The sequence below is a fragment of the Isoptericola sp. NPDC058082 genome (assembly GCF_042885055.1).
GTDB lineage: Bacteria > Actinomycetota > Actinomycetes > Actinomycetales > Cellulomonadaceae > Isoptericola.
Genome location: NZ_JBHVSQ010000004.1, coordinates 103,242 through 116,894 on the forward strand (window position 1 = coordinate 103,242; position 13,653 = coordinate 116,894).

The 13,653-nt window shown below is 74.3% G+C and carries 14 protein-coding genes and 1 riboswitch; of the genes, 3 read left to right on the forward strand and 11 right to left on the reverse strand.

All coding sequences use genetic code 11. The features are described from left to right. Positions 1-4: 4 nt before the first annotated feature. Positions 5-1,261 carry an ion channel protein gene (locus ACFVS0_RS07410; protein WP_430549476.1) on the forward strand — a complete coding sequence of 419 codons (1,257 nt, stop codon included), beginning with the start codon at positions 5-7 and terminating at the stop codon, positions 1,259-1,261. Here ACFVS0_RS07410 and ACFVS0_RS07415 read toward each other — a convergent pair. The 8 genes from ACFVS0_RS07415 to ACFVS0_RS07450 all read right to left on the reverse strand — a co-directional run bounded on the left by ACFVS0_RS07415 (position 1,248) and on the right by ACFVS0_RS07450 (position 9,697). After that, positions 1,248-1,919 (reverse strand): GAP family protein, encoded by a 672-nt coding sequence (locus ACFVS0_RS07415; RefSeq protein WP_430549475.1) that lies wholly within the window; start codon positions 1,917-1,919, stop codon positions 1,248-1,250. The two genes, ACFVS0_RS07410 and ACFVS0_RS07415, sit on opposite strands and share 14 nt — an antisense overlap. A 66-nt stretch (positions 1,920-1,985) precedes the next feature. Beyond that, positions 1,986-2,423: a (deoxy)nucleoside triphosphate pyrophosphohydrolase gene (locus ACFVS0_RS07420; protein ID WP_430549474.1), complete on the reverse strand. Its 438-nt coding sequence runs from the start codon at positions 2,421-2,423 to the stop codon at positions 1,986-1,988. A gap of 119 nt (positions 2,424-2,542) precedes the next feature. Next, positions 2,543-2,773, reverse strand: a complete 231-nt coding sequence (locus tag ACFVS0_RS07425; protein WP_430549473.1) for a LuxR C-terminal-related transcriptional regulator — start codon at positions 2,771-2,773, stop codon at positions 2,543-2,545. A gap of 250 nt (positions 2,774-3,023) precedes the next feature. After that, positions 3,024-3,392, reverse strand: coding sequence for a glycine cleavage system protein GcvH (gene gcvH / locus ACFVS0_RS07430; RefSeq protein ID WP_430587586.1), 369 nt, complete (start codon positions 3,390-3,392; stop codon positions 3,024-3,026). A gap of 63 nt (positions 3,393-3,455) precedes the next feature. Beyond that, positions 3,456-4,610 (reverse strand): glycine cleavage system aminomethyltransferase GcvT, encoded by a 1,155-nt coding sequence (gcvT, locus tag ACFVS0_RS07435; RefSeq protein ID WP_430587587.1) that lies wholly within the window; start codon positions 4,608-4,610, stop codon positions 3,456-3,458. Positions 4,611-4,643: 33 nt separating this feature from the next. Beyond that, positions 4,644-7,568: an aminomethyl-transferring glycine dehydrogenase gene (gene gcvP / locus ACFVS0_RS07440; RefSeq protein WP_430587733.1), complete on the reverse strand. Its 2,925-nt coding sequence runs from the start codon at positions 7,566-7,568 to the stop codon at positions 4,644-4,646. A gap of 304 nt (positions 7,569-7,872) precedes the next feature. Further along, positions 7,873-7,979: riboswitch (glycine riboswitch) on the reverse strand. A gap of 78 nt (positions 7,980-8,057) precedes the next feature. After that, a complete protein-coding gene (locus ACFVS0_RS07445; RefSeq protein ID WP_430549470.1) occupies positions 8,058-8,717 on the reverse strand; it encodes an HdeD family acid-resistance protein in 660 nt (219 codons plus the stop codon). A 71-nt stretch (positions 8,718-8,788) separates the two neighbouring features. Beyond that, positions 8,789-9,697 carry a LysR family transcriptional regulator gene (locus ACFVS0_RS07450; RefSeq protein ID WP_430549469.1) on the reverse strand — a complete coding sequence of 303 codons (909 nt, stop codon included), beginning with the start codon at positions 9,695-9,697 and terminating at the stop codon, positions 8,789-8,791. Between the two features lie 184 nt (positions 9,698-9,881). Between ACFVS0_RS07450 and ACFVS0_RS07455 the strand changes: the two genes are divergently transcribed. Beyond that, positions 9,882-10,325 carry a hypothetical protein gene (locus ACFVS0_RS07455; protein WP_430584500.1) on the forward strand — a complete coding sequence of 148 codons (444 nt, stop codon included), beginning with the start codon at positions 9,882-9,884 and terminating at the stop codon, positions 10,323-10,325. A 42-nt stretch (positions 10,326-10,367) separates the two neighbouring features. On the opposite strand, the gene ACFVS0_RS07460 is transcribed toward ACFVS0_RS07455, so the two are convergent. The 3 genes from ACFVS0_RS07460 to ACFVS0_RS07470 all read right to left on the reverse strand — a co-directional run bounded on the left by ACFVS0_RS07460 (position 10,368) and on the right by ACFVS0_RS07470 (position 13,025). Beyond that, positions 10,368-10,865, reverse strand: a complete 498-nt coding sequence (locus ACFVS0_RS07460; protein WP_430549467.1) for a DUF6328 family protein — start codon at positions 10,863-10,865, stop codon at positions 10,368-10,370. Continuing rightward, on the reverse strand, positions 10,862-11,641 hold the full coding sequence (locus ACFVS0_RS07465) for an endonuclease/exonuclease/phosphatase family protein (protein ID WP_430587588.1): 780 nt from the start codon (positions 11,639-11,641) through the stop codon (positions 10,862-10,864). The genes ACFVS0_RS07460 and ACFVS0_RS07465 overlap by 4 nt, the downstream gene beginning before the upstream one ends. Positions 11,642-11,843: 202 nt before the next feature. Next, positions 11,844-13,025: an aminotransferase class I/II-fold pyridoxal phosphate-dependent enzyme gene (locus ACFVS0_RS07470; RefSeq protein ID WP_430587589.1), complete on the reverse strand. Its 1,182-nt coding sequence runs from the start codon at positions 13,023-13,025 to the stop codon at positions 11,844-11,846. 76 nt (positions 13,026-13,101) lie between these two features. On the opposite strand from ACFVS0_RS07470, the gene ACFVS0_RS07475 reads away from it, so the two are divergent. Continuing rightward, the gene (locus ACFVS0_RS07475; protein ID WP_430587590.1) at positions 13,102-13,647 is read left to right on the forward strand and encodes a DUF1992 domain-containing protein; all 546 of its coding nucleotides are present in this window, start codon (positions 13,102-13,104) and stop codon (positions 13,645-13,647) included. Positions 13,648-13,653: the final 6 nt, after the last annotated feature.

The following is a 13,653-nucleotide window of genomic DNA, read 5'->3' on the forward strand; positions in this document are numbered from 1 at the left end:
CTCTGTGACGACCGACCAGTCCGCCGCGACCGCGCCGCTGACCACCGCCCGCCTCGCGGCGCTCGCCGTCCCCGCCGCCGTGGTCGGCGTCCTGTCCGCCCTCGGCCTGGTGCTGGTGTCGTGGCTCGCGGGCCGGCTGCAGGGCTGGCTGTGGGGCGCCCTGCCCGAGGCGCTCGGGGCACGCGCCGACTCCCCCTGGTGGATCGTCACGGTGCTCACCGCGACCGGCCTCGCCGTGGGCGCCGTCGTGCGCTGGGCGCCGGGGCACGCCGGCGACGACCCCGCGACCACCGGGCTGGTCGCCGCCCCGCTCCCGGTCGGCACGGTCCCCGGCCTGGCGGCCGCCCTGGTCCTCGGTCTCGCGGGCGGGGTGAGCCTGGGCCCGGAGAACCCGATCATCGCCGTGAACGTCGCGCTCGCCGTCTGGCTCGTGACGCGGTCGCGCGTCGGCGTTCCCGTGCCCGCGGTGACGCTCATGGCGTCGGCCGGCACCATCGGCGCGATGTTCGGCACCCCCGTCGGCGCGGCGCTCGTCATGACCGAGTCGCTCGGCGGGCAGGGCCGCGGGCCGCTGTTCGACCGCCTGTTCGGCCCCCTCGTCGCCGCCGGCACCGGGTCGCTGACGATGTCGCTGATCGGGTCGCCCCAGCTGTCGGTGGACGTGCCCGGCTACACCGACCCCGCGTGGGGCGACCTCGTCGCCGCGCCCGCCGTGGCCGCCGCCGCTGCCCTGGTCTGCCTCCTCGGGGTGTGGGCGTTCCCCCACGTGCACGCGGCTTTCCACCGGATCGGCCACCCCGTGCTCATGCTCGGCGCCGGCGGCCTCGTGCTCGGCGTCCTCGGCGCGGTCGGCGGCCCGCTCACCCTCTTCAAGGGGCTCGACGAGATGCAGGAGCTCACCGCCGACGCCGCCGGCTACGGCGCCTGGGCGCTGCTCGGCCTCGCCGTCGTGAAGATGGTGGCGCTCGTCGTCGCGTCGAGCGCCGGCTTCCGCGGCGGCCGGATCTTCCCCGCCGTGTTCGTCGGGGTGGCCGTGGCGCTGTCCGCGCACGCCGTGGTGCCCGACGTGCACGTCGGGCTCGCCGTCGCCGCCGGGGTGATGGGCGCGACGCTCGTCGTCGCCCGCGACGGCTGGCTCGCCCTGTTCATGGGCGTCGCCATGGTGGCCGACGTCGCCGTCCTGCCCGTCCTGTGCCTCGCCGTCCTGCCGCTGTGGCTCCTGGTGCGCGGCCGGCCGCCGATGCTCGTCACAGCGCCGTGATGCCGTCGCCGATCATCTTGGCGCCGATGACGAGCAGCAGGACCGCCATGATCACGGCGTTGTTCTGGACCATCCAGGTCTTCAGGCCGTCGAGGACGGCGGCGGCGCGGTCGCCCGTCGCCAGGTAGATCACCAGCGGGGTCACGACGCCGACGCTGGCGACGAGGGCGAAGACGACGGCGGCCACGACCTGGGCGTTCGTGTCGCCCGGCGCGGCCGCGGCGATCGCGGCGCCGCCGGAGACGACCAGCAGCAGGTTCTTCGGGTTGACCGCGGACAGCAGGACGGCGAGCCCGAGGGCCTTGCCCGGCGTGAACTGGTCGATGGCCGCCATCCACTTCGGCGTCTCGGGCTCGACGCCCTCGCGCGGCCGCCCGCGCCACTGCCGCACCGCGAGCAGCAGGAGCAGGACGCCGAGCACGATCTTGACGACGCCCGCCCAGGCGGGCGGGCCGTCGTCGTCCGGCGCGGACGACCCGGCCAGCACGGCGACCAGCGCGACGACGACCAGGACGGCGACGAACCAGCCGATCAGGAAGGCGGCGGCGTTGGCCTTCGCCCGCCGGCTGACGAGCATGAGCACCACCGCCACGATCGGCAGCGGGCTGATGAGCACGCCCACCGCGACGGGAAGTGACTGGCCGATCGCTGCGCCCACCTGCGCTCCTCCGTCCGGTGACGGTCCGACCGTAGGCGGGGCGCGACGATGTCGCGCGCCCAGGCGTCAGCGCGAGGTGTCGACGCGGTCGTGCAGGACGGCGTCGAGCTGCTCGACGATCCGGACGTCGCCGTCCAGCCAGTCGACGTCGAGCAGCGACGTCCGGTCCAGCCAGCGCAGGTCGTCGTGCTCGACGAGAGGCCGCGGGTCGCCGTCGGTGACGGCTGCCAGCCAGAGGCGCAGCACGTGCCGGTCGGTGATGATCCAGGCGCCGTCGTCGGGGCCGGGCAGCTCGTCGCCGAGCTGGACCCGCACCCCCAGCTCCTCCATGAGCTCCCGGTGCAGCGCCTCGACCGGCGTCTCCCCCGGGTCCACCTTGCCGCCGGGGAACTCCCACCGGCCCACGAGGTGCTCGGGCCGGCTCCGCCGCGCCGCGAGCAGGCGCGCCGGGCGGTCGAGGTCGTCGACGATCGCGGCGGCGACCACGAGGCGGCGTGCTGTCATGACCGCGAGTCTGCCATCCGGACCCCCGGCGGGCCGTGCCGTGCCCGGTGCCCGGACGTGCGAGAGCCCCGCGCCGACGACCTCCCCTGTCGTCGGGCGGGGCTCGCACCTACCCGCTGTCAGCTGACCCCCAGGCCGGCCTGTCGCGCCCATGCGACGGCCTCGGCCCGGTTGGAGACACCGATCTTGCGATACACGCTGCGCACCTGCGACTTCACCGTGTTCCGGGTGACGAACAGCTTGGTCGCGATCTGCTCGAGGGTGACGTCCTCGGACAGGTTGGACAGGACCACCCGCTCGCGCCGCGTCAGCAGACGGTTAGTCACCGGGGCCATTTCGATCGTGCTCATCGTTCTTCCTCCGTCGACGGCCGTCGACCGAAGGTCGACCAGGGGAAGCCGTCATGGATGAAGATGGGAAGGGGCCCCTGTCATGACGCGGAATGTCGCGGGTTGTTGCCGCGCCGGGACGACGACGGCCGGTCGCTCCCCGTCGGAGGGTGCGGCCGGCCGTGTCGTCGCAGGTCAGCGCGGTTATCCCAGGCAATCAACGCAATTCGGGCCCGATGGTCACGATTCGGTCACGGGTTTCGGGAAAGCGTCAGCCCGCCTGGGCGGCGTACTCCTCGGCCGTCAGCAGCGCCCCGCGGGAGGTCACGTCGACCTTGAAGAGCCAGCCCGCGCCGAAGGGGTCGGAGTTCACGACGGCCGGGTCGTCCACGGCCGACTGGTTGACCTCCACCACGGTGCCGCTCACCGGCGAGTACAGCTCCGAGACGGACTTGGTGGACTCGATCTCGCCGACGACGGCGCCGGCCTCGATCGTCGCGCCCACCTCGGGCAGCTCGAGGTAGACGACGTCGCCCAGCGCGTCGGCGGCGACGGACGTGACGCCGATCGTGGCGGGCGACGCGTCGTCCACCCACTCGTGCTCGGCGGAGTAGCGGAGGCTCTCGGGGAAGTCGGCCATGGGGTCAGCTCCTTCGGGGTTCACGGCAGAAAGGTGGGGACCGGGTGGTTCAGGACGATCGTCCTACGCCCGCCGGTAGAAGGGCAGCGGGACGACGACGAACGGCTCGGCGCGGCCACGCACGTCGACGGCGAGGGCGGTGCCCTCGGCGGACACCTCGGGCGTCACGTACGCCATCGCCACCGGGTAGCCGAGCGTCGGCGACGGCGCGCCGGACGTCACGTGACCGACGACGGCGCCCACGGCGCCGTCGAGACCGCGCTGCACGACGTCGTACCCCGCACGGGCGGGACGGCGCCCCTCGCCCCGCAGCCCGACGAGGACGCGTGCCGGTGCGCTCTCGGCGCGCGCCGCGAGGGCGTCGCGGCCCACGAACGGCAGCGGCTCACCGTCGGCGCCGGTCTTGTCGAGCTTCACGACCCGGCCGAGGCCCGCCTCGTACGGCGTGGTCGTCTCGTCGAGCTCGTGCCCGTACAGCGGCATGCCCGCCTCGAGCCGCAGCGAGTCGCGGGCCGACAGCCCGGCCGGGACGATGCCGCGCCCCTCCCCCGCCGCGAGCAGCGCACGCCAGATCTCCACCGCCCGGTCCGAGGGCACGAACAGCTCGAAGCCGTCCTCCCCCGTGTACCCGGTGCGCGCCACGAGCACCCCGATCCCGGCGACGGTGGCCTCGGCCGACGCGTAGTACCTCATGCCACGGACCGTGTCGACGTCGCCGTCCGCCGTGAGCGACGCGACGATCTCCTCCGCCTGCGGGCCCTGCACCGCGACCAGTGCCGTCTCGGTCGACCGGTCGGTGACGACCGTGTCGAACGCGGCGGCACGCGCGACCAGCTCGGCGGCGACCCGCGGCGCGTTGCCGGCGTTCGCGACGACGAGGAAGTGCTCGTCGGCCAGGCGGTAGACGATGAGGTCGTCCAGCACCGAGCCGTCGTCCGCGCAGATCATCGAGTACCGCGCCCGGCCGACGCCGATCGCGCTCGCGTTGCCCACGAGCGCCTGGTCCAGCGCGGCGCCGGACTGCGCGCCCTCGAGGTGGATCTCCCCCATGTGCGACAGGTCGAACAGCCCCGCGGCCTCACGCACCGCGCGGTGCTCCGCGAGGTCGGAGGTGTACCGCAGCGGCATCAGCCAGCCGCCGAAGCCGGTGAGGCTGGCGCCCAGCGCGACGTGCTCGTCGTGCAGCGGCGTGGTCTTGTCCTGCTGGTCCTCGGCCATCGAGGCTCCCTTCGGTGTGGTGGGCGCTCGGGCTCAGTGAGCGGTCGGCTCGGCGTAGGACTCGAGCGGCGGGCAGGCGCAGACGAGGTTGCGGTCGCCCTTGGCCCCGTCGATCCGGCGCACGGGCGACCAGTACTTCGCCCCCCGCAGGCTGGCCAGCGGGAAGGCGGCGAGCTCGCGGGAGTACGGGTGCGTCCACTCGTCGGCGACGACGCTCGCCGCCGTGTGCGGCGCGTGCCGCAGCGGCGAGTCCTCGGCGCTCCACTCCCCCGCCCCGACGCGGTCGATCTCGCCGCGGATGGCGATCATCGCGTCGACGAAGCGGTCCAGCTCGGCCAGGTCCTCGCTCTCGGTGGGCTCCACCATGAGCGTGCCTGCCACCGGGAACGACATCGTCGGCGCGTGGAAGCCGTAGTCGATGAGGCGCTTCGCCACGTCCTCGGCCGTCACGCCGGTCTCGGCGGTCATCGGCCGCAGGTCGAGGATGCACTCGTGCGCCACCAGGCCGTTCTCGCCCGTGTAGAGCACCGGGAAGTACGGGTCCAGGCGCTTGGCCACGTAGTTGGCGGTCAGGACGGCGGCCTTCGACGCCTCCGTCAGCCCGTCCGGGCCCATCAGGGCGAGGTATGCGTACGAGATCGGCAGGATGCCCGCCGACCCGTGCGGCGCCGCGCTCACCGGCGCGATGCCGTCCTGCGCGTCGATCCCCGGCGTCGGGTCCGCCGGGAGGAACGGCACCAGGTGCGCGGCCACCGCGACCGGGCCCACGCCCGGGCCGCCGCCGCCGTGCGGGATGCAGAACGTCTTGTGCAGGTTGAGGTGCGAGACGTCGCCGCCGAACTCCCCCGGCCGGGCCAGCCCGACCAGCGCGTTGAGGTTCGCGCCGTCGATGTACACCTGCCCGCCAGCATTATGTACAAGGTCGCAGACCTCGCGGACGTGCTCCTCGTAGACGCCGTGCGTCGACGGGTACGTGATCATGATCCCGGCCACCTGCGGACCGTGCTGCTCCAGCTTCGCCCGCAGGTCGTCGAGCTGGATCTCGCCGTCGTCCGCCGTCGCCACGACCACCACGCGCAGGCCCGCCAGCGCCGCCGACGCCGCGTTCGTGCCGTGCGCCGACGCCGGGATCAGCACGATGTCGCGGTGCTCCTCGCCCCGCGACCGGTGGTAGCCCTTGATCGCCAGCAGCCCCGCGAACTCGCCCTGCGAGCCCGCGTTCGGCTGCACCGACACGCCCGCGTACCCGGTGATCTCCGCGAGCTGCGCCTCCAGCGTCGACACCAGCTCCGCGTAGCCCAGCGCCTGGTCAGCCGGCACGTACGGGTGGATATCCGCGAAGCCCGGCCAGCTGATGGCCTCCATCTCCGCCGTCGCGTTGAGCTTCATCGTGCACGAGCCCAGCGGGATCATCGTGCGGTCCAGCGCCAGGTCCTTGTCGCTCAGCGACCGCAGGTACCGGAGCATCGACGTCTCGCTGCGGTGGACGTGGAAGATGGGGTGCTGCAGGTACTGGGTCGTTCGGGTCACGGCCGCGGGGAGGTCGGAAACCCCTCGCGCGGACGCGTTCACGGGCGCCTGGGCGCCCTCCACGTCGGGAGTTCTTACGTCCGCGCGAAGGCCCTCCGACCTCCCCGCTCCCTGCACCGTGTCGGCGTCGCCTCCGCCCAGCACGGCGACGAAAGCGGCGACGACCGCCGCGACGTCGTCGGGGGTGGTGGTCTCGTCGCAGGCGATCTGTACATGGTCGGCGTCGGCCTTGTACAGGTTGTGGCCGGCGTCCGCTGCGGCGGTCACGACCTGCTGGGCCTGGCCGGGGACGACGGCGCGGACGGTGTCGAAGAAGACGTCGTGCTCGACGGTGACGCCCGCCGCGCGGAGGCCCGCCGCGACGGCGGCGGCGCGGGCGTGGGTGCGCTCGGCGATCGCGCGCAGGCCGTCGGGGCCGTGGTACACGGCGTACATCGAGGCCACGATGGCGAGCAGCGCCTGGGCGGTGCAGATGTTGCTCGTCGCCTTCTCGCGGCGGATGTGCTGCTCGCGGGTGGCGAGGGCCAGGCGCAGGCCCGTGGCGCCGTCGGCGTCGGTCGAGACGCCGACCAGGCGGCCGGGGAGCTGGCGCTCCAGGCCCTTGCGGACCGCCATGAAGGCGGCGTGCGGGCCGCCGTAGAACAGCGGGACACCGAAGCGCTGCGCCGAGCCGACCGAGACGTCCGCGCCCAGCTCGCCGGGGGAGGTCAGCAGCGTGAGGGCCAGCAGGTCGGCGGCCACGGTCACCAGCGCGCCGCGCTCCTTGGCCTCCGCGACGACGCCGCGCGCGTCGAGCACCCTGCCCGAGGCGCCCGCCTGCTGCACGACGACGCCCACCAGGTCGCCGTCGGGCAGCGCGCCGCCCGCCGCGACGAACGCGTCGAGGCCTGCCGCCAGGCCGCCGTCGAGCCCCACCACGACCACCGGCAGCCCGATGGCCTCCGCACGACCGCGCGTGACCGACAGGCTCTGCGGGAACAGGTCCGCGTCGAGGACGACGTACCCCCTCTTCGCGCGCGAGGCGCGCCACATCAGCGCGACGGCCTCGGCGACGGCGGTGGCCTCGTCGAGGAGGGACGCGCCCGCGATCCCCAGGCCGGTGAGGTCCTCCACGGCCTGCTGGAAGTTGAGCAGCGCCTCGAGGCGGCCCTGCGAGATCTCCGGCTGGTACGGCGTGTACGCCGTGTACCAGGCGGGGGACTCGAGCACGTTGCGGCGGATCACCGGGGGAGTGGTGGTGCCGTAGTAGCCCAGCCCGATCATCTGGCGCTTGACCTGGTTCTTCCCCGCGAGGTCCCGCAGGTGCGCGAGCACCTCGGCCTCCGAGCGGGCGGCCGGCAGGTCCAGCGGGCGGTCGGTGCGGATCGACGCGGGGACGGCGGCGTCCACCAGCGCGTCGAGGCTCGCGTGGCCGAGGGTGTCGAGCATCGCGGCGACCTCGCGGCCGCGGGGGCCCACGTGCCGGTCGGCGAAGACGTCGGGGTCGGCGCCGGTGAGGACGTCGTCCGGGATGGTGGTCACGTCGGAGCTCCGTAGGTCGGGCCGGGCAGGCGGGGACTGGCGGGTCCTCCCCGCTCTGTCATCGGACGCGCACGCGTCGACCTGAGAGTTTTGCCGGTCCGCCATCGCGTCGTCGCAGACGTGACCTACGACGTCGACGGGGCGCGCCGACTTGCACCGTCGGTGGGCCCGCACCGTCGCGAGGACGGGCAGGGCCGCTTTCCAGAGTTGCCTCGCCGTGACGGTACGGATGCCTGAGAGATTCCCGGGGAGGGTTGCTCCTTCGGCGCCGGCCGGCCACCTTGCGGGGCACGGCGCGAGCTCTCCCGTCGCGGTTCGAGCGGCTATGTGGCAACCGCACCTGAGGTACGGCCGCGTTGTGGGGGCAGCCGGGGCTGCGGTGTGACGCTGCCGATCCTACCCGGCCGCGGCGCCGTCCCGGGCCTTGCGGGCGTCGCGGGCCCGGGTGCCGGTGGCGAAAGCGCCCACGACCAGCACGGCGCCGGCGAGCACCAGGTAGAGCGCCAGGAGCTGCGCCGACGTGGCGACGTCCGCGCCCGGCCGCAGCAGCATGACGAGGCCGAGCACGATCCACAGCACCGCGTTGACGAGCTGCCAGTCCCACGACGTCGTGCGCAGCGCGCGCCCGCGCAGCGCGCCGATGACGCCGACCACGCCGGCCGCGCACGCCCACACCGCCACGACCAGGTACATCACCGGGCCGGTCATCGACGGCCACACGATGATGAGGACCCCCGCGAGGAGGCTGACCACGCCCGCGATGAGGCGCCAGCTGATCTCGTCGCCGGCGCCCTGCGGGCGGCCCGACCGCTTGGTCGGGGCGCCCTCGACGGTGAGCAGCACGCCCTGCACGACGATCAGCGCCCCGACGAGCCATCGCACCCACACGAGGCCGCGGTCGGGGTTCGCGAACAGGACGATCCCCGCCGCCAGGTACAGCAGGGCGCGCAGGTAGACCAGTCCCCAGAGGCGGCGCGCGACGCCGAAGGTCCGGTCGGACAGGGGAGCGGCCCCCGCGTCCGACGACCCGGCCGGCCCCGACGTCGTTCCGCTCATGCTGGTGATGCTAGGAGCGGTCCCGCCAGGTCGCGCGCCGGGGACCTGCGACGTCGCGGGCAGGACGAGCGTCAGCCGAGCTCGAGGTCGCGCGTCACCTCGACCATGGCGTCGACGACGGCGCGCACGGCGGGGCCGGGCTCGTGCCGCGTGGCGCGGTGCCGCGCCACGATGCGGCGGGTGCCGAGGCCGGCGAGGCGCGCGACCTCGACGCCCTCCGGCACGTCCCCGCCCTGGAGCGCGAGCGCCGGCAGCATGGCCACGCCCTGGTTCGCCGCGACGAGCGAGAGCGCGGTGTCGAAGTCGAAGAAGGCGTGCCGCTGGCTGACCGTCGTCCCCAGGGTGCGGGCCAGGCGGCGCAGGGCGCGGTCGGAGGCGGTGTCCGCCTCCGCGCCGACCCACTGCAGGTTCGCCAGGTCGTCGAGGCGCTCGGGCATGGGCAGGCCGGCGGGCACGACGACGCACCAGGGCTCGTCGAGCAGCGGGACGTCGTGCACGCCGCGGGGTGCGGGGGAGTCCATGTCGGCGTCGCGCTCGAGCAGGATGACGTCGAGGTCGCCGGCGCGCAGCATGCGGATCGCCTCGGCCGGCTCGTGCTCGCGCACGTCCACCTCGACGGCGGGGTACTGCTCGGCCAGGTCGAGCAGCATGGGCGCCACGACGGCGCGGATCCCCGTCTGGAAGGCGCCCAGCACGACCTTGCCGCTCACCCCCTCGCCGAGCCCGGCGATCGCCTGCCGGGCCTCGAGCAGCTCGGCCTCGATCCGCTCGCCCGCCTCGGCCAGCACCCGGCCCGCCGGGGTGAGGGTGACGCCGCGCGGCCCGCGGTCGAGGACGGCGATGCCCTCCTCGGCCTCGAGACGGGCGATCTGCTGGGACACCGCGGACGGGGTGACATGCAGAAGATCTGCTGCCGCGAGCACGCCCCCGGCGCGGTGCACGGCAAGGAGGAAGGCAAGTCTCCGTGGGTCTGTGGCCATGTAGGGATACTAACTGCCGGTCGGAGAAGGATTTGATTGTGCTGAACGCAGATCGTGTTGCAGAATCGTTTCGACGCCAGCCGGACCACTCCGGTTCCCGGTTCTCGGGGCGGCGTCCCACATCCCTCAGATCTTCCTTCCCGTGGCACACCTGTGCCACGCCGACCCCCCGGAGGTGCCCGTCATGACGATCTCCCTGTTGACCGTGATTACTGCCCTCGGGTGGGTCGGCGCCGTCGCCGTCGTCCTCGCCTACGGCATGGTGAGCAAGGGCCGCTGGACCGCCGACTCGCTCCCGTTCCAGCTGTCCAACTTCGCCGGCGCGGCCGTGATGCTCGTCATCGCGATCACGAACGGCATCTGGCCGTCCGCCCTGTCCAACGTCGCCGCGGTCATCATCGGCGCCGCCGCGATGCGCACGATGGCCCGCGCCCGCCGCGCGGAGCGCGCCGCCGCCGCGCAGCTCGCCGCCGTCCAGGCGACCGGCGACCCGCACGCCGTCGCCGTCGTCGACGGGTCCGCCGACCCGACCGCCGGCGCCCTCGTCGCCGAGACCTCGGCCGACGCCGCGTCCGTGTCCGACGTCGCGGAGCTGCCGCGCCAGGAGCGCGTCGACCTCGCCGCCTGACGGCGACGACCGGGACGGTCCGGCGCTGGTGACGCCGTCGCGTCACTCCCGTCGGTGCCGCACGAACGCGGGCACCACCGCCCACAGGCCGAGCAGCACGACGGCCGACCCGGCGCCCACGACGATCCCCGCCGTGCGGCCCAGGACGACGTCGAACACGAGCTCCGCCGTGCCCGCCAGCGCGACGGCGAGGAGCACGAGCCCGGCGCGCGCCATCAGGTCGCCCCCGGTCACCACCGAGCGCTTGAGGTGCTTGCGGAACAGCGCCCGGTGCAGCGCGACCGGGGCCACCAGGAGCCCCGTCGTCGCCACGCACACGAGCACGAGGGTGAGGTACACCGCGCGCTGGAAGTCGTCCAGGTCCGCGAAGCGGCTCTGGAACGGCAGGATCAGCAGGAAGCCGGTGAGGATCTGCACGCCCGTCTGCATGACGCGCAGCTCCTGCAGCAGCTCGTTCCAGTTGCGGTCCGAGCGCTGCTCCGGCGTCTCCGGGCGGCCGTGGGCGCGGTCGGGCACGCCGCCCGTGGGCTCGTCCGTCATCCCGCGTCCTCACCGAGCGCGACGTCGACCACGACGGCGCGGTGGTCGCTGACGCCGAGGTCCACGGCCCGCGCGGCGGCGGCCGCGGTGACTGGACCGTCGGCGAGCGCGTGGTCGATCCTGAGCCAGGGCCTCGTGCGCGGATAGGTCGGCACGTGCACGAGCTCGCGCCAGCCCGTGCGCCGGGCGGGCAGGTCACCCCGGGTGTTGAGATCGCCCAGCAGCACCAGCGGGCGCGGCGCGTGCCGCAGCCGGCGCCGCAGCCGCCGCAGCTGCGCGCCCTTCCACGGCTCGCTCTTCGACAGGTGCGTGGCGACGACGGTCAGCGGGCCGTCGGGGGTCGCCACCGCGGCCGCGACGGCGACGCGCGGCTCGTCCACGCCGAGCGGCGGCACCCCCGGCAGGTTCAGGCCGGGCAGCCGCATGGCGTGCCAGGCACGCACCGGGTGCCGGCTGAGCAGCGCGATGCCGTAGCCGGCCGGGGCGGGCAGGCGGCCGTCGTCGCCCTCGGTCGTCCGCGGCGCCCGTCGTCGGCGCCACGCCGGGTCGAGCGACCCGCGGACCGCGGGGACGAAGCGGTGCTCCGGCATCCCGAGCGCCGCGGCGAGGCGGTACGCCTGCGCCTCGCCGTCGGACCGCGCCTGGCCGTGGTCCACCTCCTGCAGCGCGACGACGTCGGCGTCCAGCGCCTCCAGCGCCGCGGCGAGCCGGTCGAGGTCCACCTGCCGTCCGTCCACCAGCGCGTGCTGGACGTTCGCCGTCACCAGCCGGATCATCCGCCCTCCGTCCGCGAGGTAGTCCGGGGCCTGCCGAGGTAGTCCGGGGCCTGCCGAGGTAGTTCAGTGCTCGCCGAGGTAGTTCGAGTCATCGCGAGGTAGTGAGAGCCTCCCGCACGACGCCGCGTCTCGCACCCACGGCCGGTCCGAACTACCTCGCGGAGATTCCGACTACCTCGGCGAGGGTCGAACTACCTCGGCATCAGACGGTGCGGTGCCACGCGACGATGCGGTCGACGGCCCGGGAGACGACGTCGGGCGCGGCGGCGAAGGAGAGGCGTACCCAGTCGCCCCCGCCCACGACGTCGAAGTCCGCGCCCGGGGTGATCGCGACGTCGGCCTCGGCGAGCAGCCGGCGGCAGTACGTCACGGAGTCGCCGCCGACGGCGTCGCGGAAGCCGGCGACGTTCCCGTACAGGTAGAACGCACCGTCGGCGGGGGCGACGGGGCGCCACCCGAGCTCGTCCACGCGGTCGAGCAGGGCCTCGCGCGACGCCGCGTACCGGGCCACGTTCTCGGCCGCGGCGGCGTACCCGGCGGGGGAGAACGCCGCGACGCCCGCGTGCTGCGCCAGCGCCGGGGGCGACAGGGCCACGTTGCCCGCGAGCGCGTCGACGGGACCGACCAGCTCGTCGGGCAGCACGAGCCAGCCCAGCCGCCATCCGGTCATGGCCCAGTACTTGGAGAACGAGTTCACGACGACCGCGCCGGAGTCCGTGTACATCGCCGCGGTGGCCTGCTGTACATCGCTGGAGTATGCGATGCCGTGGTAGATCTCGTCGCTGATCAGGCGCACGTCGTGCTCGTCGCACCAACGGGCGAGGGCGGCCAGCTCGGCGGGCGGCAGCATCGTGCCGGTCGGGTTCGCGGGGGAGGCCACGACCAGACCGTCCAGGCCGCCCTCGTAGTACGCCTCCATGAGCTGGGACACCGTGGGCTGGTACCGGGTGTCGGGGCCGCAGTCGAGCTCCACCACCTCGCAGCCCAGCGCGGCGAGGATGTTCTTGTACGCCGGGTAGCCCGGGCGGGCCAGCGCGACCCGGTCACCGACGTCGAACGCCGCGAGGAACGCGAGCAGGAACCCGCCGCTCGACCCGGTCGTCACGGCGATGCGCGCCGGGTCGACGTCGACGTCGTACCAGCGGCGGTAGTGCCCGGCGATCTCGCGCCGCAGCGCGGGCACGCCCATCGACTCCGTGTAGCCCAGGTCGGCGGTGCGCAGCAGCTCCGCCGCCTTCTCCCGGACGACGTCCGACGCGCCCGTGGACGGCTCGCCCGCGCACAGGTTGAGCACGTCGTGGCCGGCGGCGCGGCGCTCGTTGGCCGTGGCCAGCACCTGCATCACGGCGAACGGCGGCACGTGGCTACGACGCGAGACCTTCATACGGCCATCATGCCGGGTCGCCCGCGACCGCCGCCGCCGGGTCCGCACCTAGTCTGGGTGCAGACGAACCGGAGGGATGCCGATGTTCCGACGCCGCCGTGCCGACCAGGGCGACCCCGCGCGCCGGGCCGCGCAGTACCAGGTGGACCGGGAGGTCGCCGCGGAGGCCGCGGACCCGGACGCCGAGGCCGGCGACACGGACCGCGCCGCCGCGCAGCCCCGCCGCCGCATGGACGACCGCGCCCTGTGGGTGGACACCGTCGTCGACCAGGCGATCCGGCGCGGCGAGTTCGACGACCTGCCGCTGGCCGGCAAGCCCATCCCCGGGCTGCGCGGCACCCACGACCCCGACTGGTGGCTCAAGAACCTCGTCGAGCGGGAGCAGATCACCGGCGTCCTGCCGGCCGCGCAGCTGCGGCGCGACGACGCCGAGCTGGACGAGACGCTCGACCGGGAGCCCGAGGAGAAGCGGGTCCGCGAGGTCGTCGAGGACTTCAACGCGCGGGTGGTCGACGCCCGCCGGCAGCTGCTCGGCGGCCCGCCGGTCGTGACGCCGACGCGCGACGTCGAGCGCGAGGTGCAGCGGTGGCGCGAGCGCCGTCGCGCCCGCGGGATCTTCTGAGGCCGC